19 protein-coding genes are annotated in these 18,292 nt (G+C 68.9%); 12 read left to right on the top strand and 7 right to left on the bottom strand.

The features are described from left to right. Positions 1–31: 31 nt before the first annotated feature. The 4 genes from inhA (at position 32) to QX204_RS19590 (ending at position 2,988) form a co-directional block, all read left to right on the top strand. Positions 32–868, top strand: a complete 837-nt coding sequence (inhA, locus tag QX204_RS19605) for an NADH-dependent enoyl-ACP reductase InhA (RefSeq protein ID WP_063006367.1) — start codon at positions 32–34, stop codon at positions 866–868. Next, positions 868–1,917, top strand: coding sequence for a ferrochelatase (locus QX204_RS19600; RefSeq protein ID WP_301901288.1), 1,050 nt, complete (start codon positions 868–870; stop codon positions 1,915–1,917). Before inhA ends, QX204_RS19600 begins: the two co-directional genes overlap by 1 nt. Before the next feature lie 86 nt (positions 1,918–2,003). Further along, positions 2,004–2,399 carry a hypothetical protein gene (locus QX204_RS19595; protein WP_301901287.1) on the top strand — a complete coding sequence of 132 codons (396 nt, stop codon included), beginning with the start codon at positions 2,004–2,006 and terminating at the stop codon, positions 2,397–2,399. Between the two features lie 91 nt (positions 2,400–2,490). After that, positions 2,491–2,988 carry a hypothetical protein gene (locus QX204_RS19590; RefSeq protein WP_301901286.1) on the top strand — a complete coding sequence of 166 codons (498 nt, stop codon included), beginning with the start codon at positions 2,491–2,493 and terminating at the stop codon, positions 2,986–2,988. Between the two features lie 50 nt (positions 2,989–3,038). Here the strand turns inward: QX204_RS19590 and QX204_RS19585 are convergent, their stop codons facing one another. After that, positions 3,039–3,851 (bottom strand): Rv1486c family protein, encoded by an 813-nt coding sequence (locus QX204_RS19585; protein WP_301901285.1) that lies wholly within the window; start codon positions 3,849–3,851, stop codon positions 3,039–3,041. A gap of 112 nt (positions 3,852–3,963) precedes the next feature. Then, entirely contained in the window at positions 3,964–4,788 is an 825-nt protein-coding gene (locus QX204_RS19580; RefSeq protein ID WP_063006372.1) for a DUF3097 domain-containing protein, read from the bottom strand. Between the two features lie 105 nt (positions 4,789–4,893). Between QX204_RS19580 and QX204_RS19575 the strand changes: the two genes are divergently transcribed. Continuing rightward, a complete protein-coding gene (locus QX204_RS19575) occupies positions 4,894–5,325 on the top strand; it encodes an NfeD family protein (protein ID WP_301901283.1) in 432 nt (143 codons plus the stop codon). Between the two features lie 3 nt (positions 5,326–5,328). Next, complete coding sequence (locus QX204_RS19570; protein WP_301901281.1) at positions 5,329–6,573, top strand: SPFH domain-containing protein; 1,245 nt, start codon at positions 5,329–5,331, stop codon at positions 6,571–6,573. A gap of 69 nt (positions 6,574–6,642) precedes the next feature. Here the strand turns inward: QX204_RS19570 and QX204_RS19565 are convergent, their stop codons facing one another. The 3 genes from QX204_RS19565 to QX204_RS19555 all read right to left on the bottom strand — a co-directional run bounded on the left by QX204_RS19565 (position 6,643) and on the right by QX204_RS19555 (position 10,719). Then, positions 6,643–7,851 (bottom strand): molybdopterin-binding protein, encoded by a 1,209-nt coding sequence (locus QX204_RS19565; RefSeq protein ID WP_301901279.1) that lies wholly within the window; start codon positions 7,849–7,851, stop codon positions 6,643–6,645. 267 nt (positions 7,852–8,118) lie between these two features. Further along, positions 8,119–9,192 (bottom strand): tartrate dehydrogenase, encoded by a 1,074-nt coding sequence (locus QX204_RS19560; protein WP_301901278.1) that lies wholly within the window; start codon positions 9,190–9,192, stop codon positions 8,119–8,121. Between the two features lie 9 nt (positions 9,193–9,201). Further along, a complete protein-coding gene (locus tag QX204_RS19555; RefSeq protein ID WP_301901276.1) occupies positions 9,202–10,719 on the bottom strand; it encodes an NAD-dependent succinate-semialdehyde dehydrogenase in 1,518 nt (505 codons plus the stop codon). 107 nt (positions 10,720–10,826) lie between these two features. Here QX204_RS19555 and QX204_RS19550 point away from each other — a divergent pair, with 107 nt between their 5' ends. After that, positions 10,827–12,068 carry an aspartate aminotransferase family protein gene (locus tag QX204_RS19550; RefSeq protein ID WP_301901275.1) on the top strand — a complete coding sequence of 414 codons (1,242 nt, stop codon included), beginning with the start codon at positions 10,827–10,829 and terminating at the stop codon, positions 12,066–12,068. 80 nt (positions 12,069–12,148) lie between these two features. Then, the gene (locus QX204_RS19545; RefSeq protein ID WP_301901274.1) at positions 12,149–12,643 is read left to right on the top strand and encodes a DUF3830 family protein; all 495 of its coding nucleotides are present in this window, start codon (positions 12,149–12,151) and stop codon (positions 12,641–12,643) included. Between the two features lie 75 nt (positions 12,644–12,718). On the opposite strand, the gene QX204_RS19540 is transcribed toward QX204_RS19545, so the two are convergent. Continuing rightward, a complete protein-coding gene (locus QX204_RS19540; protein ID WP_301901273.1) occupies positions 12,719–14,119 on the bottom strand; it encodes an amidase in 1,401 nt (466 codons plus the stop codon). A 12-nt stretch (positions 14,120–14,131) separates the two neighbouring features. Beyond that, the gene (locus QX204_RS19535) at positions 14,132–15,097 is read right to left on the bottom strand and encodes a D-2-hydroxyacid dehydrogenase (protein ID WP_301901271.1); all 966 of its coding nucleotides are present in this window, start codon (positions 15,095–15,097) and stop codon (positions 14,132–14,134) included. A gap of 86 nt (positions 15,098–15,183) precedes the next feature. On the opposite strand from QX204_RS19535, the gene QX204_RS19530 reads away from it, so the two are divergent. The 4 genes from QX204_RS19530 to QX204_RS19515 all read left to right on the top strand — a co-directional run bounded on the left by QX204_RS19530 (position 15,184) and on the right by QX204_RS19515 (position 18,291). After that, positions 15,184–15,924 (top strand): maleate cis-trans isomerase family protein, encoded by a 741-nt coding sequence (locus tag QX204_RS19530; RefSeq protein ID WP_301901270.1) that lies wholly within the window; start codon positions 15,184–15,186, stop codon positions 15,922–15,924. A gap of 64 nt (positions 15,925–15,988) precedes the next feature. After that, positions 15,989–16,720 (top strand): maleate cis-trans isomerase family protein, encoded by a 732-nt coding sequence (locus QX204_RS19525; RefSeq protein ID WP_301908043.1) that lies wholly within the window; start codon positions 15,989–15,991, stop codon positions 16,718–16,720. Beyond that, positions 16,707–17,363 carry a GntR family transcriptional regulator gene (locus QX204_RS19520; protein ID WP_056810261.1) on the top strand — a complete coding sequence of 219 codons (657 nt, stop codon included), beginning with the start codon at positions 16,707–16,709 and terminating at the stop codon, positions 17,361–17,363. The genes QX204_RS19525 and QX204_RS19520 overlap by 14 nt, the downstream gene beginning before the upstream one ends. A gap of 73 nt (positions 17,364–17,436) precedes the next feature. After that, positions 17,437–18,291: an isocitrate lyase/PEP mutase family protein gene (locus QX204_RS19515; protein WP_301901267.1), complete on the top strand. Its 855-nt coding sequence runs from the start codon at positions 17,437–17,439 to the stop codon at positions 18,289–18,291. The last annotated feature ends 1 nt before the right edge of the window (position 18,292 follow it).

Genomic DNA, 18,292 nt, shown 5'->3' with positions numbered 1-18,292 from the left:
ACCATACTGATTTCAGGAGAACCGAAAACTCATGGGCGGACTGCTCGAAGGCAAGACCATCCTGGTCACCGGCATCATCACCGACTCGTCGATCGCGTTCCACGCGGCCGCGATCGCGCAGGAGCAGGGCGCGAGGGTGATCATCACCGGTATTCCCGACCGCCTGCGGCTCATCGACCGCATCGCCAAGCGGCTGCCGCAGGAAGTGCCGCCTGCCATCGGCCTCGACGTGACCAACGAGGAGGACCTGGCCGCCCTCACCGAGAAGCTGCGTGAGATCGCTCCCGAGGGCGTCGACGGCGTGCTGCACTCGATCGCGTTCGCGCCCCGTTCGATCATGGGCCCCGGCGCGCTGCCGTTCCTCGAGGGCCCCGGTCCCGATGTCGCCAAGTCGTTCGAGATCTCGGCCTGGAGCTACGCCTCGCTGGCTCGCGCCGTGCTCCCCGTGATGAACGAGGGTGGCTCGATCGTCGGCATGGACTTCGATCCGCGCGTGGCCATGCCGTACTACAACTGGATGGGCGTGTCCAAGGCCGCGCTCGAGTCGGTGAACCGCTACGTGGCGCGCGAGGTGGGTGCCGCCAAGAAGATTCGTTCCAACCTGATCGCCGCGGGCCCGATCAAGACTCTCGCCGCCAAGGCCATCGCGGGTACCGCCACCGACGATGCCAAGCAGCTCGTCCAGCTCGACGAGTACTGGGACGGCGCGTCGCCGATCGGCTGGGACGGCAACGACCCGCGCGCGGTCGGCAAGTCGATCGTGGCGCTGCTCTCGGATTGGCTGCCTGCCACCACCGGCTCCATCATCTATGTCGACGGCGGCGCCAGCCACAATATGTGGTTCCCGGAGAACATGTCGCTGAGCTGATGCCGGACGCCCTGCTGCTGCTGTCCTTCGGCGGCCCCGAAGGTCCCGAGGACGTGATCCCCTTCCTGGAGAACGTCACTCGGGGCCGTGGGGTGCCGCCGGAACGCCTCGCCGAGGTCGCGCAGCACTACCTGCATTTCGGCGGGATCTCCCCGATCAACGCGTTGAATCGGCAGATCATCACCGCGCTCGAGGCCGACCTCGCCGATGCCGGGCTGGATCTGCCGGTCTACTTCGGCAATCGCAACTGGCATCCCATGGTCGAGGACACCGTCGCGCGGATGACCGCCGACGGCGTGCGCTCGGCGCTGGTCTTCACCACCTCCGCGTGGGGCGGGTACTCCGGGTGCCGCCAGTACGACGAGGACATCACCCGGGCTCGCGCGGCCGTCGGTGCCGGCGCCCCGGAGCTGGTGAAACTGCGCCAGTACTTCGATCACCCGCTGCTGATCGAGTCCTTCGCCGACGCGATCACCGCTGCGGTGCAACAGATTCCGGCCGATCGCCGGGGCAATGCGCGCCTGGTTTTCACCGCGCACTCCATTCCCGTCTCCGCCGACACCACGGCGGGCCCGCCTGCCGACGGGGGCCGCCTCTACAGCAGGCAGGTCGCCGAAGCCGCCCGATTGTGTGCCGCGGCAACAGGTTTCGCCGAGTATGACGTGGTGTGGCAATCGCGTTCGGGCCCACCGCAGGTGCCGTGGCTCGAACCCGACATCGTCGACCACCTGGATGTGCTGCACGGCAAGGGCATCGACGCGGTGGTGGTGTGCCCGGTCGGTTTCGTCTCCGATCACCTCGAGGTGATCTGGGATCTCGACAACGAAGCGTCGGCCAGGGCCGACGAACTCGGGATGGCTTTCGCCCGCGCGGGGACTCCCGGCACCGACCCGCGGTTCTCCCGGATGATCGTCGAACTGGTCGCCGAACGGGTGAGTGGCGGTCCGGTGCGTGAACTCGGCGAAGTCCCGGGTTACGGCTGCACCGTCGACGGTGCCCTGTGCGCGCCCGGTTGCTGCGAACTGCCCGCGCGCCCGGCTCGTCGCTGAACACAACCGGATAACCATTCACCGGTAGCCCCCGGTTCGAGGAGTAGCCTTTTCACAGTTGCGCTCGACTGATCGGAGGATTTCCGATGATTTCGACACCGCGGCGCCGCGCCGCCGGGCTCGCCCTGGTGCTGACCGCCGCCGCGCTCGGCCTGACCGGGTGCGGCAATGACTCCGGCTACCAGACCCAGCCCCCACAGCCCACCGAACCCACGATCTCGCAGGCCTCGGTGGAGGAACTGTGCGGCATCCTCGATGGACAGAAGGGCACGTGGAAGGCGTTGGGCCCGCCGGTCGCGCGGGTGGCGTTCACCGGCGCGGTGAGGCTGTGGACAGTGAACGACACCGTGGCCAATGCCGCCATCGCCTACAATCGCCGCATCGTGGACACCGTCACCATCGGTACCTGTCCGCAGGTGCGTGACGCCACGCTGAAGTCGCTCGATGTTCCCGAGCTGAAGGTCGCGCTCGGCGGATTCTGAACTGGCACTTGCCACTTCGCATCGGCTCTGCGTTAGCATCTGCCCGCGGACCTTCGCCCGGAGGTCCGCGTGACGCTGCGGGGAGGGTCCGATGAACTATGCCGAGACGATGGTGACCGGATTGATGCGTGGAGGTGGTCTTCTCGCCGACGATCGCGGCCTCGCGGGCGAAGCGCAGGAGGTGCTGGCCCGTCGTGGGGGCGGTAGCAGCGTGAGCGTCGGTGGCGGCGGGGTCCCGGAGTGGGTCTGGTATCTGATCATCGCCGCGGTCGTGCTCATCGTGTTGATCGTGGTGATCCGCGCGTTCAGTGGTTCCTCGAATCAGGCTGCGCCACAACAGATGCCGCCACCGCAGCAGAGGGCGCCCCAGCCCTACCCGGCCCAGTACCGGCAGCCCTATCCGCAGCAGCACCCGTCCGGCCCCGGCTACCCGCAGGCCCAGTACCCGCCGCAGTATCCGCAGGGTCACTACCCCCAGCCGTACCCGCAACAGCAGCCGATGCCGTACCCGCAACAGCAGGCGTACCCGTACCCCCAGCAGATGCCGTATCCCCAGCAGCCGCAGTACCAGCAGCCCTACCGTCGCTGACGAATCGGCGGTGTCGGGTCGTCCGCCGGAAGTCGGCGACCGAGGTAGGTCTAGCCGTCGCGGCGGGCGGCGGCGTGGACCGCGACGAGGCGGGCCTCGCGGATCGTGTTCCACAGCGGGCGCAGCAGCGACTCGTGCGCGCCGATCGCGGTGGCCGAAGTGGGCGAGGACGCCGGTTCGTGCTGGGCGACGGTGAGGATCGCGGCCACGTGATCGGCGGTGTCGAGAATTCGCTTGGCGCGCAGCGGGATCGAGTCGGGGTAGGCATGGCGCGAGTAGGCCGCGAGCTGAGCCTCGATCTGCTCGCGCGGATCGTCGTCGCCGTTGCCGATCGAGGTGGTGTGCAGTTGCATGAGGGCGTCGGCGGCGTCGCGGACCGATTCGCGCATCGTGTACTCGGCCTCACCGAGCGACATGTCGTGCCCCACGATGCGGGGGAGATCGACGCCGTAGACGGTCCACTGCAGGGTTTCGTCGTCGTCCCACTGTGGGATCAGGCCGGTGCCCGGCTCACCGGGCACACCGAGCAGCAGGCCTTCCTCGGCGTCGATCGCGTCGGCCGCGAACGCGGTGCCGACGGGCAGCCCGCGTACATCACCCGCCGCGGGCAGGACGAGACGCAACTGCGCCCCGGCAGGCGCCATCGCCTCGCGGATCACCTTCAGCAGCGGCATGGCGCCGGTGCCCGCTTCGCCGCGTGAGGTCCACGGCAGATCCGTGCGTCCACCGGTGACCGGGTCGCCCGCCGCGATGGTGTGGCGCGGCGCCCAGGCATGCAGTGCCTCCAGCACGTCGTCGGGCGCGCTGGTACCGGCCAGCCAGGAGCCGGCCCACAGCGTCAGCGTGGCACTGGGAGAGCACATAATCATCGAGCATAAAGGTTCGGCGACAATCGCGTGCGCGCACCGAGCTCGTCGATGTTGCCTACGCAGGTCGCGGTATTCGGCGCGCGGACCCGCCTGACCTGCTGCGCGTTCACTCGGGCTCGGTCACGAAGTCGATGAGCCGTTCGACCGCGCCGATGAGCGGGGCTTCCAGATCCCGGAACGAGTCGACCGCATCGTAGACACGGCGCCACCCCTGCTGCGGTGTTCCCCAGCCCAGGCGCGCGCAGATTCCGGTCTTCCAATCCTCGCCGCGCGGCACCGTCGGCCAGGCGTCGATGCCGAGTGCGGCGGGACGGACCGCCTGCCAGACATCGATGTACGGATGGCCGGTCACCAGTACATGCGGTCCGAGCCCGGTGGTCAGGTGCGTCTCCTTGGAGCCGGTCACCAGGTGGTCGACCAGCACCCCCACCCGTGCGCCGGGACCCGGTTCGAACTCGGTGAGCCGGGCGCCGAGATTGTCGAGACCCTCCAGATGCTCGACGACCACGCCCTCCACCCGCAGATCGTGACCCCAGACCCGTTCCACGAGGGCCGCGTCGTGCACGCCCTCCACCCAGATCCGGCTGGTCCGCGCGACCCGTGCGCGCAGGCCGTCGACGCGGGTGGAACCCGACGCCGACCGGGTGGGCTGTTTCGGCGCGGCGGCGGTGGGCTTGGTCAGCGTCACCGGCTTCCCGTCGATCAGGAAGGCCGCTTCCCGCATCGCGAACAACCGCACCGCACCGCGCGCGTCCTCCAGCTTCACGAACTCGCCGTCGTAGCTGCGATCGAAACCGACTACGGCGCCGCAGAATCCGCTCGCCGCGTCTTCCACCACCAGGTCGCGCTCGGCACGCACTGTCGGCACCGGCTTCTTCTTGGTCCGATCGTGTCCGGAATAGATATCGCCGTAGCTGTCTCCTGCACTCACGCCCCGAAACTACCGCGCACGCAACGTAGTGCGCTGCACCGCCGCACCGGTCGACCGATCACGCGAGGCCGCCCGCAAACCGCTCATCGGGGCTAGGCTGGCAATGTGGCCGCAATAGTCTGGCTGATCGCGGGCATCGTTCTCGCGGCGGCGGAAATGCTCACCGGGGATCTCACGCTGCTCACGCTGGGCGTAGCCGCACTCGGCACGGCGGGCGTCAGCGCCGCCACCGACCTACCCGTGTGGGGCGATGCGCTGGTGTTCGCCGCGATGGCCGGTGTGCTGTTCGTCGGGGTGCGCCCGCTACTGCGCCGCAAGTTCGGTACCCCGCCACCCACTCCGACGAACGCCGATGCGCTGCCGGGCAAGTCGGCCCTGGTGCTCGAGCAGGTCGCGGAATATTCGGGGCAGGTCAAGCTCGGTGGCGAAGTCTGGACCGCGCGTCCGCTCGACCCGAGTGAAGTGTACGAAGCCGGTGTGACTGTCTATGTGATGAAGATCGATGGCGCGACAGCCGTCGTCTGGAAGGGTCCCTAGAACATGGTTGCCTTGATCGTGGCCGCCGTCCTCGTCCTGTTGGTCGTGGTGGTGGTTTTCAAATCCATCGCGCTCGTCCCACAGGCCGAGGCGGCGGTGATCGAACGGCTCGGGCGGTACTCGCGCACCGTGTCCGGTCAGCTGACGTTCCTCGTCCCGTTCGCCGATCGTGTCCGCGCGAAGGTCGACCTGCGTGAGCGGGTCGTATCGTTCCCGCCGCAGCCGGTGATCACCCAGGACAACCTCACCCTGCAGATCGATTCGGTGGTGTATTTCCAGGTCACCAGCCCGCAAGCCGCCGTCTACGAGATCAGCAACTACATCGCCGCGGTCGAGCAGCTCACCGTCACCACCCTGCGCAACGTGGTCGGTGGCATGACCCTCGAGGAGACGCTGACCTCGCGCGATCAGATCAACAACCAGCTGCGCGGCGTACTCGACGAGGCCACCGGCCGCTGGGGTCTTCGGGTGGCCCGCGTGGAGCTCAAGTCCATCGACCCGCCGCCGTCGATCCAGGAATCGATGGAGAAGCAGATGAAGGCCGATCGCGAGAAGCGCGCGACGATCCTCACCGCCGAAGGTAACCGCGAAGCGCAGATCAAGACCGCCGAGGGCGCCAAGCAGGCGGCGATCCTGACCGCCGAGGGCGGCAAGCAGTCCTCGATCCTGTCGGCCGAGGGTGAACGCCAGAGCCGCATCCTGCGCGCGCAGGGTGAACGTGCCGCCTCCTACCTGCAGGCGCAGGGTCAGGCGAAGGCGATCGAGAAGGTCTTCGCCGCGATCAAGAACGGCAAGCCGACGCCGGAACTGCTTGCCTACCAATACATGCAGACCCTGCCGATGGTGGCCAAGGGCGACGCGAACAAGGTCTGGCTGGTCCCCAGCGATTTCGGCAAGGCCCTGGAGGGGTTCGCCCAGAACTTCGCCACCAAGGGCGAGGACGGCGTCTTCCGCTACGAGCCGTCCGCCGACGAAGCCCCGGTGAAGATCGAGGACGACACCGACGTGGCCGACTGGTTCGAAACCGCCTCCGACCCGAAGATCGCCGAGGCCGTCCGCGCCGCGGAAGCCACCGCCCGCACCCCGGTCGAAGGTTTCGATACGCCGGTGCCGCGTCCGAAGACCTCGGTGGCCAAGTCCGCCGACCCGGAACTGCCGACCCCACCCCCGATCGCCCCACAGGAACAGCAGGCGCCCCGCCCCGACGACCCGTACGGCCGCCCCTGGCAGCCGCCCCATCACGGCTGATCCGAGCAGATGATCACGGCCCCGGTGCGCTACCGCACCGGGGCCGCTGCTGTTGTGCGGTAGCCCTACTCAGTGGGGGAGTGGGAGGAGTTCGACGAGGGAGCCTCGGCCGGTGCCGGGCGGGAGGATGGCGAGGGCTTGGCAGGCGATGAGGCCGGCCAGGTGGGGAGTGTGCGCGGGGCCGGTGCTGCGCCAGACACCGCCGGGGTGTTGTTGGACGCCGACTATGCGGGTGGCTTCGCCTTCCATGACGCCCGCGTCGGAGAGCCGGCCCCACATGGTGGGGCCGGGGGAGCGCAGGGTGAGGGCGTCGACGATGGCCGGACCGACGGCCAAGAGGGCGGCGACGGCGGCGAAGGGGTTGCCGGGTAGGCCGAGTAGGACTCGTCCGTCGGGGAGTTGGGCGACGAGGGTGGAGCCGCCGGGGCGGATCGCGATGCGTTCGACGATGATGCGGGCGCCGAGGTCGGCGAGCAGGGTGCGCAGGTGGTCGGCCGCGCCGCGACCGGTGGCGCCGACCATCACGACCAGGTCGGCATGGGATTTGAGGGTGAGCCAGGAGCGCATCAGGTCACGGCTGTCGGCGAGGTGCCACAGGCCGGTGCTCTCGATATCGCAGCAGCGCAGGAACTCCGGCAGCACGGGGCCGAGCGAGTCGCGGGTTTCGCCGGGGCCGAGCGGGCCGACGGCACGGATCTCGTCGCCGGTCATCACCACATCGGCACGCAGAGGTCCACGCACGGTGACGGTTTCGGCCTCGGCGCTGAGCGCGGCCGAAGCCAGCGCCGCCGAGACGCGGGCGCCCGCACGAGCCAATTCGGTTCCGCTGCTCCAATGTTCGCCCTGGCGGCGGGTGTCGTCGCGCACCGGCGCGCCGGGTGCTCGCATCACCACCGGGTTGCCGGACACGGTCGTGGTCACGATGTGTTCGTCGCGCAGGGTCGCCGTGGTGCCGAGCGGGGTCGCCGCCCCGGTCGCGATCCGCACCGCCTCACCGGGCGCCAGCACCACCGAGCAGCCACGCCCGGCGTAGCTGACCTGCTGGTGCAGCCGCCACCACGGACCAGGGCCCGCGACCGCGTAGCCGTCCATGGCGGCGCTGTCCACGCGCGGCAGGGGAGTGCCCGCGGCCAGGGCCATGGCGAGGGTCGCCCCGATCGCCTCGGCCACTGGTCGCTCTCGCACCGCGATCGGTTCGAGGTCCGCGGCTATCTGCGCGCGCACCCGACCCAGCCCACACTGCACTGCCGGAACTACGCCCACCCGTGCGCTCGTCACCACGTCTCGCCTTCCGAGGACCCAACACCGACACTGCGAACTCATGGTGCGCACCAGCGATTGCCTGCGATTTTCTGGGCAGTTGCCTCGCGATGACGTTGTGCTCACGCGAGCGGATACCGCTCGGTGCGTAGTTTCGTCTCGTCCGCGCCCACCGGTCGTGTGTCGCGTGCGGACGGGTTCCGGGCGCTCAGCCGCCGGGGCGGCGAAGCGACCCGTGTGTTCGGGCGCCGGACAGGCGCAGTCGCGCCGCCGGTGGTGTCCGGGTCATGCCTCGGTGAGGGCGTTCGCGAGTTCGGCGGCCCGGTCGGCGATGGCGGTGCCCAGTTCGGCGGTGGTCGCGGTGCCGCCCAGGTCCGGCGTGCGGACCATGCCCGCGGCGAGCACCTCGCACACCGCCCGGTCGACGGCGGCGGCCGCGGCGTGCTCGCCGAGGTGCGACAGCAGCATGGCGCCGGCGAGGATCTGGGCCACCGGGTCGGCGATGCCCAGGCCCGCGATATCGGGCGCGCTGCCGTGCACGGCCTCGAACATCGACGGCGCGTCCGCCGCGGGGTTGATATTGCCCGAGGGGGCGAGCCCGAGTCCGCCGGTGACGGCCGCGGCGAGGTCGGAGAGGATGTCGCCGAACAGGTTCGAGCCGACGATCACGTCGAGGCGGTCGGGGTGCAGCACGATTTCGGCGGCGAGCGCGTCGACGTGCATCTGGCGCGTGCGCACCGTCGGGTACTCGGCCGCGATGCGCTCGAAAACGCTGTCCCAGTAGGGCATCGAGTGGATCAGGCCGTTCGACTTCGTCGCCGAGCAGAGCTTTCCCGAGCGTTCGGCGGCGCGGTCGAAGGCGTAGCGGATGATCCGTTCGCAGCCGGTCCGGGTGAACACCGATTCCTGCAGGACGAATTCGTCCGGTCTGCCCGGGTTGTGGATGCCGCCGATCTCGGAGTACTCACCCTCGGAGTTCTCGCGCACGATGAGAATGTCGAGGTCGTCGGCAGTTCGGTCGCGCAGTGCCGATTCCGTGCCGGGCAGCAGCCGCACCGGCCGCAGGTTGACGTACTGAGCGAAGGCGCGCCGCAGCGGAATCAGCAAGCCCCACAGCGAGATATGGTCGGGTACCCCCGGGAATCCGACGGCGCCCAACAGGATCGCGTCGAATTCCGCGAGCTGCTCGGGCCCATCGGGCGGCATCATCGCCCCGGTCCGCAGATAGTTCTCACAGGACCAGTCGAACTCGGTCCAGCTGATCCCCGGCAGGACCCGGTCGAGTACCTTCACCGCCTCGATGGTCACGTCGACGCCGATTCCGTCGCCCGGAATGGTCGCGATCCGGTAAGTGCGCACGCTGTCTCCCTAAACCTTGACGCCGATGTATTTGGTCTCGAGGAATTCGTCGATCCCGGTGGTCCCGCCCTCGCGTCCGAGCCCTGATTCCTTCACCCCGCCGAACGGTGCGGCCGGGTTGGAGACCACACCCTGATTCAGTCCGACCATCCCCGTCTCGAGCGCTTCGCAGACGCGCAGCCCGCGTCGCAGGTTCTCGGTGAACACGTACGCGACCAGGCCATAGGGGGTGTCGTTGGCGCGGGTGATCGCTTCGTCCTCGGTGTCGAAGACGCCGAGCGCGGCGACCGGACCGAAGATCTCGGTGTGGCACAGCTCCGCGTCGTCGGGAACGTCGGTGAGCACGGTCGCCGGGTAGAACGTGCCGGGTCCGTCGATCGCCGTGCCACCCAGCAGCACCTTCGCGCCGCGGCGGCGTGCGTCGGCCACGAGGTGTTCGACCTTGGCGACGGCGTCGGCGTCGATGAGCGGCCCGACGACAACGCCCGGCTCGGTGCCTCGACCCATCGGCAACGCCGCCATCCGCGCGGCCAGTCGTTCGGCGAACTCGTCAGCGATGCCGCGCTGCACCAGAATGCGGTTCGCGGCCGTACAGGCCTGGCCGATATTGCGCATCTTGGCCGCCAGCGCGCCCTCGACCGCTTCGTCGAGATCGGCATCGTCGAACACCAGCAACGGCGCGTTGCCGCCGAGTTCCATGGAGGTGCGCATGACGGTGCGGGCGCACTGTTCCAGCAGCAGTTTCCCGATGGCGGTCGAGCCGGTGAAGGAGAGTTTGCGGGAGCGGGGATCGGCGATGATCGGTGTCATCACCGCGCCGGGGTCGGCGGTGGTCACCACATTCACCACACCGGCGGGCACGCCCGCGTCGGACAGAATCGCCGCGAGCGCCAGCATCGACAGAGGCGTCTGCTCGGCCGGTTTCACGACGCAGGTGCAGCCGGCGGCCAAGGCGGGCGCGATCTTGCGGGCGCCCATGGCCATCGGGAAGTTCCACGGCGTGATGAGCAGGCTCGGCCCCACCGGCTGTTTCGTCACCAGGAACCGTGAGCCCCCCGTCGGCGCGGGCATGTACCCGCCGTCGAGGCGGACGGCTTCCTCGGCGAACCAGCGGAAGAACTCCGCGGCGTAGGCGACTTCGCCGCGCGCCTCTGCCACCGGCTTGCCCATCTCGAGCGTCATGATCAGGGCGAGGCGTTCGGCGTCGGCGAGAAGTGCGTGGTGCGCGCGCATCAGGATGTCGCTGCGGGTGCGGGCCGGGGTGTTCGACCAGTCCGCCTGCGCATCGGCCGCGGCGGTGAGCGCGTCGAGTCCGTCGGCCGGGGTCGCGTCGGCCACCGCGCACAGCCGCGCGCCGGTCGAGGGATCGAGGACGGGCAGCGTGGCGGGGGAGTCGCGCCATCGGCCGCCGATGAACAACCCCTTCGGGACGCCGTCGATCGCGGCGCGTTCGGTGGCGTTCAGGTTGTCGAGCAACTGCGCGCTGCTCCCGGACTCGTGTGTGCGGAGCCCTTGTTCCTCGCTCATTCGGTGCCCTGCCTCCCGACGCGGGGGATCAACCATTGCTGTGACCCCTGCCGCCATGTTATGCATATTGTCAACAATCCGACAATAGACAATCTGGGGAGTCCTTGATGACCGAGCTGTCTCCCGTCCTGAAGCAGGCCACGCCCGTTCACGTCGATCACGGCGCAGGCTGCTACCTCTACGACACCGACGGTCGCCGCTACCTGGACTTCACCGCCGGGATCGGCGTCACCAGCACCGGGCACTGCCATCCCACCGTGGTGGCGGCCGCGCAAGCCCAGGTCGCCAAGCTGATCCACGGGCAGTACACGACGGTGCTGCACCGGCCGCTGCTCGAACTCACCGAGCGCCTCGGCACCGTGCTGCCCGAGGGCCTGGACGCGCTGTTCTTCGCCAACTCCGGCAGCGAGGCGGTCGAGGCAGCGTTGCGCCTGGTCCGCCAGGCCACCGGACGGCCGAACGTGATCGTCTTCCACGGCGGTTTCCACGGCCGTACCGTCGCCGCCGCGACCATGACCACCTCGGGGACCCGGTTCTCGGCGGGCTTCAGCCCGCTGATGTCGGGTGTGCACGTGGCCCCGTTCCCGACCGCTTTCCGCTACGGCTGGAGCGAGGCGGAAGCCACCGACTTCGCCCTGCGTGAGCTCGACTATCTGCTCGCCACCCTCACCTCGCCCGCGGAAACCGCCGCGTTCATCGTCGAACCGGTGCTCGGCGAGGGCGGCTACATCCCCGGCAACACCCGGTTCTTCCAGGGCCTGCGCGAGCGCGCCGACCGGCACGGGATCCTGCTGGTCTTCGACGAGATCCAAACCGGATTCGGCCGGACCGGAAAGTTCTTCGGCCACCAGCACTTCGACGTGCGCCCCGACGTGATCACCATCGCCAAGGGGCTGGCCAGCGGGTTCCCGCTGTCGGGCATCGCGGCGTCGCGGGAATTGATGGCGAAGGCCTGGCCGGGGTCCCAGGGCGGGACATACGGCGGAAACGCGGTGGCCTGTGCCGCCGCCGTGGCGACTCTCGAGGTCATCCAGACCGAGGGGCTGGTCGACAACGCCGCCATGCGCGGCACGCAGTTGCTCGCCGGTGTCCGAGGGCTCGCCACCAAGGCGGTCGGTGACGTCCGCGGTCTCGGTCTGCTGGTCGGCGCCGAATTCACTACGGCGACAGGGGAACCCGATACCGCGACCGCGACGGCCGCGCAGAAGTCGGCCGTGGACAAAGGACTGCTGCTGCTCACCTGCGGCGCGCACATGAATGTCGTGCGCATGATCCCGCCGCTGATCGTCACCGACAGTCAGGTCGAGGACGCCCTGGCCATCTGGTCGGAGGTCCTCGCCGAGCTGTAGTCCATCGTGGTCCCGCTCGCGCATCGAGCGGGACCACGCGCCGACGCAGCTCCGCTCGCACCGCACAGGAAGCAGGACCGATGGCCCGCTACATGAGCATCACCCTCACCAAAGCCGGCGTCACCTGCCGCGCTCGCCTCCTCGACGACGAAGCCCCGCTCACGTGTGCCGCCGTCTGGGATGCGCTGCCCCAGGAGGGCGACGCCTTCCACGCCAAGTACGCCCGCAACGAGGTCTACACGCTGGTGCCGCGCATCATCGCGGCGCCACATCGCGAGAACCCCACGGTCACTCCGATTCCCGGCGACGTCTGCCTCTTCGACTTCGAACCGTGGGAAATCGGCAACCCCGCCTACGGCTACGAACCAGGCTCCGCCGCCCATCACGCCCAGGGCGCCACCGACCTGGCCCTGTTCTACGGTCGCAACAACCTGTTGATCAACGGCGACCTCGGCTGGGTGCCCGGCAGCGTCTTCGCCTCCATCGAGGACGGCCTCGCGGACTTGGCGGCAGCCTGCAACGGGCTGTGGTTGCGCGGCGTCGAGGGCGAGACGTTGGCTTTCGCCCGCGCGTGAACAGACACCGGGGCAGGCCTTCGGCATAGTCGCCGCGACGCCGTCGGCACGATCCGGCGGCGTCGCGGCGACAACTCAGGAGTTCAGTACGGACTCGGCATGTCTGGCGACCGCGAGAATCAAGTCGTCGGAATGCCGTGGTCCGACGATCTGTATGCCCACCGGCAACCCGGCACGAGTCCGGCCGACCGGGATGCTGATGGCGGGCTGCTGCGTCATGTTGAACGGGTAGGTGAACGGGGTCCAATCGGGCCAGCCGTCGAGCCCGCTGCCCGGCGGCACATCGTGTCCGGCCTCGAACGCGGTGATCGGCATCGTCGGGGTGATCAGCACGTCGTAGGACAGGTGGAAGTTGCCCATCGTGATGCCGACCTCGGCGGCGACGTGGCGGGCGTCGAGATAGTCGACGGCGCTGACGGATTCACCGCGAGCCCACGCCGCACCCAAACCGGCATCCACCTTCTCGCGGGAGCCGGTCGGGAACTTCGACAGCATGGTCGCCGCACCCGCGGCCCACAGCGTTTCGAAAGCCGCACGCGGGTCGGCGAATCCGGGATCGACGGCGTCGATGGTCAGATCGGCCTCGGCCAATCGCGCCACCGCGCGCTCGACGATCTCGGCGACCTCGGGATCGACCTGGGCGTACCCGAGCGTGGCGGAGTAGCCGACCGACAGCCCGCGCACATCCCGCTGGATCTGACTGCGGAAAGTCGTGAGAGTGGGCGCCAGCGCCGTCGGATCACGCGGATCGGGCAGCGAGAGGATGTCCATCAGCAGCGCCGCGTCCTCGACGGTGTGCGTCATCGGCCCGGCGTGGGCCAGAGGGCCGAACGGGCTGGCCGGGTAGAGCGGAATCCGGCCGTGCGTGGGTTTGAAACCGACGATCCCGCAGAACGAGGCCGGAATCCGGATGCTGCCGCCCCCGTCGGTGCCGACCGATACCGGCGTCATCCCGCCCGCGACCGCTGCCGCGCTGCCCCCGGACGACCCGCCCGCCGTCGTCGTGGGGTCGGCGGGATTGCGGGTGATTCCGGTCAGCGGACTGTCGGTGACCCCCTTCCAGGCGATCTCCGGCGTGGTCGTCTTCCCGACGAACACCATCCCGTCCTCGCGCAGCCGAGCGGCGACCGGACTGTCCACCGACCACGGCCCGCCCGCGTCGACACAGGTGGAACCGCGCAGAGTCGGCCACCCCTCGGTGAGGAAGATGTCCTTGATGGAGATCGGCACACCGTCGAGTAACCCGCGCGGATTGCCGGACTGCCAGCGCGCCTCGGAGTCCTTGGCCTGCACCAACGCCCGATCCGGATCGACGAGGCAGAAGGCGTTGAGCGCGCCGTCGCGGGCGGCGATGGCGTCCAGGCAGGCTTGCGTGGCCTCGACGGGGGAGAGCTGCCTGGCCGCGTAGGCCGAGACCAGCTGCACCGCGGTCATCGCGGTGGGATCGGTGGGAAGGTCGAGGTCGGGCTGCGTCATGGCGGGGCTCCTTCAGCCGGGCACGTACCCGAGCGTCTTGTCGACAACGTTGTCCAGCGGCAGACCGGCTGCCCACCTGCCGAAATTGTCGGTGAATGCGCGGACGATCTCGGTGCGCCAGCCGTGGAAATCGCCCGAATTGTGTGGCGTGAGCACCACGTTCGGCAGATCCCACAGCGGATGACCGGCAGGTAGCGGCTCCGGGTCGACCACGTCCAGTGCGGCCGCGGCGATCGAACCGTTGCCGAGCGCGGCGACGAGATCGTCGGTAACCACTAGTTCCCCACGCCCGACATTGACAAACCTCGCGTGCGGTTTCATCGCCGCGAACGCGGCGGCGTCGAACATGTGCCTGGTCTGCGCGGTGAGTGGCGCGATCGCGATCACATAGTCGGCACCGGGCAGTTCGGCGTGCAGATCGTCGCTGACGGTGCCGAAATCCGGGTCGCCGGTGCGGGCGCGCCGCCCGACAGCGCGCACCGTCATCCCGGTGGCGCGCAACAATCGCGCGATGGTCCGGCCGATCGAACCGGTGCCGACGATCAGCGCCGTCGACCCGGCCACGCGCTCGGATTCGCGGTGGCGCCACTCGTGCCGCTGCTGCAGCCGGATCGATCCGGGGAGATCCTTGGCGAACGAAATGATCTGTCCGAGAACATATTCGGCGATCGCCGTGTCGAAGACATTGCGGGTATTGGTGACCACCACATCGGAGGCGCGCAGTTGGGGGAACATCACCGGATCCACGCCGACGCCGCCCATGTGCAGCCAGCGCAGGCGATCGGCGCTGTGCCAGGCACCGGGCACGGCGCGAGTCTGGAAGTCGTAGACGAACAGCACATCGGCGCCGCGTAGCGCGTCGGCGAGCCCGTCGGCCTCGGTGTAGCGCACGTCGGCGCGCTCGGCAACGGGGGCCATGAGGTCCGATTCGGGCACGCTGTCACGATGTAGGACGGTGACAATCGGCCCGTTTTCCACATTGACACCGTACGATCAGATCGTATGATTGTCAACAATCCGATCGTGTTCGGAGGTCTGCCCGGCTGAGCGCGAGAGGGGCCGCAGTGGAGTTCAGCTTCCCGGACATCGAGGGGCCGGTGGCCCAACGAGGCATCGGCGTGATCGCGCCGTTCGACCTTGCCCTCGAACGGGAATTATGGCGGTGGGCCCCTCTCGAGGTGAGTCTGCACCTGGCTCGCACCCCCTATGAACCGGTGCCGGTGTCGCTGGCCATGGCCGAACTGGTGTCCAATCCGCTGCACCTCACCGCGGCGACGCACGATGTGCTGCACGTGGAGCCGGAAGTCGTGGCCTACCTGTGTACGTCGGGCAGCTTCATCAACGGCCTCGCCTACGAACGGTCGCTGCGGGAAACGATCTGCCTGGCAGGCGCACCCGACGCGGTGACCACCTCCGGCGCCCTGGTGGAAGCGATCAAACACCTCAACATCACCCGCATGTCGGTGATCACGCCCTACGACGAGATCCTCACCGGCAAGCTGCACGAGTTCCTCGACGAAGCGGGTTGCGCCACGATCAAGTCCGATCACCTCGGGCTCGGCGGCGGTATCTGGAAGGTCAACTACCGCACCATCGCCGAGCGGATTCTCGGCGCCGACGATCCCCGCTCGGAAGCGATCTTCGTCAGCTGTACCAACCTGCCGACCTACGACGTGATCGAGCCGCTCGAACAGGCGCTCGGCAAACCCGTCCTCACCGCCAATCAACTGACCATGTGGGCCTGCCTCGGCCGGATGAAACTGCCCATGATGGGTCCAGGGAAATGGCTCGTCAATGTCTTCTGAACGAATGAGGACGCGACACTCTGCCCGGGGAAGTGGCTCGTCAATGTCTTCTGAACGGAGCGAGATGTACACGCCGACAATCGGATTCATCTACCCCGACCACGCCGCCGAAGACGACTATCCCCGCGCGGCGGCCCTGCTCGACGCCGCCCTGCCGGTGGCCCACATCTACGGCACCGACCTGCACGCCGTCCCCGAACTGCTCGACCTGGGCAGCCCGGAGAAGCTGAGCCACGGCGCCGCGTTGCTCGCCCCCGAGGCGCCGGCCGTCGTCGTCTGGGCCTGCACCTCGGGCAGTTTCGTCTATGGGCCCGAAGGTGCTCGCGGTCAGGTCGAGCGCCTTGCCGAGGCGGCCGGAGTGCCCGCCTCCAGTACGAGTTTCGCGTTCGTCGAAGCGGCGCGGGCCCTCGGTGTGCGACGGGTCGCCGTCGTCGCGAGCTACCCCGAGGACGTGGCGACGTTGTTCGTCGAGTTCCTCGCCGACGCGGGGATCGAGGTGGTGTCGATGTCGAGCGCGGGTATCGATACCGCCGCGGAGGTCGGCACCCTCGGACCGGACCAGGTCCTGACCCTGGCCGTCACCAACGACCATCCCGACGCCCAGGCGCTGCTCATTCCGGATACGGCCATGCATACTCTCGAGGTGCTTCCGACACTCGAAGCCGCGCTCGGCAAGCCGGTGCTGACGGCGAACCAGGTCACCATCTGGGAAGGGTTGCGACTGGCCGGGGTCACGACGTTCGTGCCCGCGCTCGGCGCGTTGTTCGCGGAGAGGAGTCGGCATGTCGATCATTGATTTCGAGCCGGTCAACCAGCAGTCCACCGCCGAGATGATCGCCGACCGGCTGCGCGAGGCGATCATGCGCGGTGCGCTCGGTCCCGGCGCCCAACTCGGTGAGGCCGATCTGGCGACCAGTTTCGGCGTCTCCCGCGGGCCGGTGCGTGAGGCCATGCAGCGCCTCGTCCAGGAGGGCCTGCTGTTCAGCATCCGCAACCGTGGCATCTTCGTCATCGAACTCACCACCGACGACGTCGTCGACATCTACCGTGCCCGCACCGCGCTGGAAGGCGGCGCGCTCGACCTCATCCTCGACGGTCGCCGCGAGATCGCCTATGCCGCACTGCAATCCAGCGTCGCCGCCATGCGTCTCGCCGCCGAAGTCGGTGACGCGCCCGGTGTCTCCGACGCCGACCAGGCCTTCCACGAAGCCCTCGTCACCGCCGCGAACAGCCCGCGCCTCGTCCGGGCCGCTCGCACCCTGCTCATCGAAACCCGCATGTGCCTCGGCGCCCTCCAGACCACCTACCCCGATCTGCGCGAACAAGCCCGCGAACACGTCGAACTCCACGAGGCGATCGGCACCGGCTCACCCGAGCGTGCGCGCGCCCTTCTCGTGGAACACATGGACGACGCGGTCCGCCGCCTGGGCGACCGCTAGCGGAGGTGCACGGGATGTGAATCGGGGCAGAATGGACCCGGTACGGACACCCCGACTCGCCCCAGGAGCTCTCGTGGACAGCGAACAGCGGACACGCGCGCAGGCTTTTGTCGATCTACACCGCGCGGGCTGCTTCCTGTTGCCGAATGCCTGGGACGCGGGCAGCGCGCGGATTCTCGAGTCGGTGGGATTTCCGGCGATCGCCACCACCAGCGCGGGCGTCGCGTTCTCCTTCGGTCGTCCTGATCACGACTTCTTCACCGAGCACGGTGCGCACGGGCGCGTGGATCGCTCGACGATGATGCGGCGGATCCACGAGATCACCAGTGCCGTGCGGGTGCCGGTGAGCGCCGATCTCGAGGAGGGGTACGGGCCGGACGCCCAGGAAGTGGCGACCACGATCTCCCTCGCTATCGATGCCGGCGCGGCGGGCGGCAACATCGAGGACTTCACCGGCGACCGCACCACCCCGCTGTTCGACGAGGTACACGCGGTGGACCGGGTCCGCGCGGCGCGCGCGGCGGTGGCTGCCAGCGGTGAGCCGTTCGTACTCGTCGGTCGCACCGACGCGCTGCTCGTGGACGCGGGTCTCGACGAGGCGGTTCGCCGCGCCAACTCCTACCTCGCCGCGGGCGCCGACTGCGCCTTCGTCCCCGGCGCGGCCGACGCCACCACGATCGCCACCCTGGTCGAGGCGCTCGACGGCCCACTCAACGTCGTGATGGGGCTGACCGGTGGCGCGCTGTCGATGGCCGAACTCGCCGACCTCGGCGTGCGCCGGGTCACGGTAGGCGGCAGCATCGCCCGCCTGCTCTACCGCCACCTCCTCGACGCGGCGACCGAGCTCGCCGAACACGGCACGTTCACCTACGGCGACACCCAACTCACCCAATCGGCTCTCAATGCCCATTTTGCCGACCCCGCCTGAC

Source organism: Nocardia sp. PE-7, from assembly GCF_030486425.1.
Classification (GTDB): domain Bacteria; phylum Actinomycetota; class Actinomycetes; order Mycobacteriales; family Mycobacteriaceae; genus Nocardia; species Nocardia salmonicida_A.
This window is presented reverse-complemented; position numbering and strand designations above follow the sequence as displayed.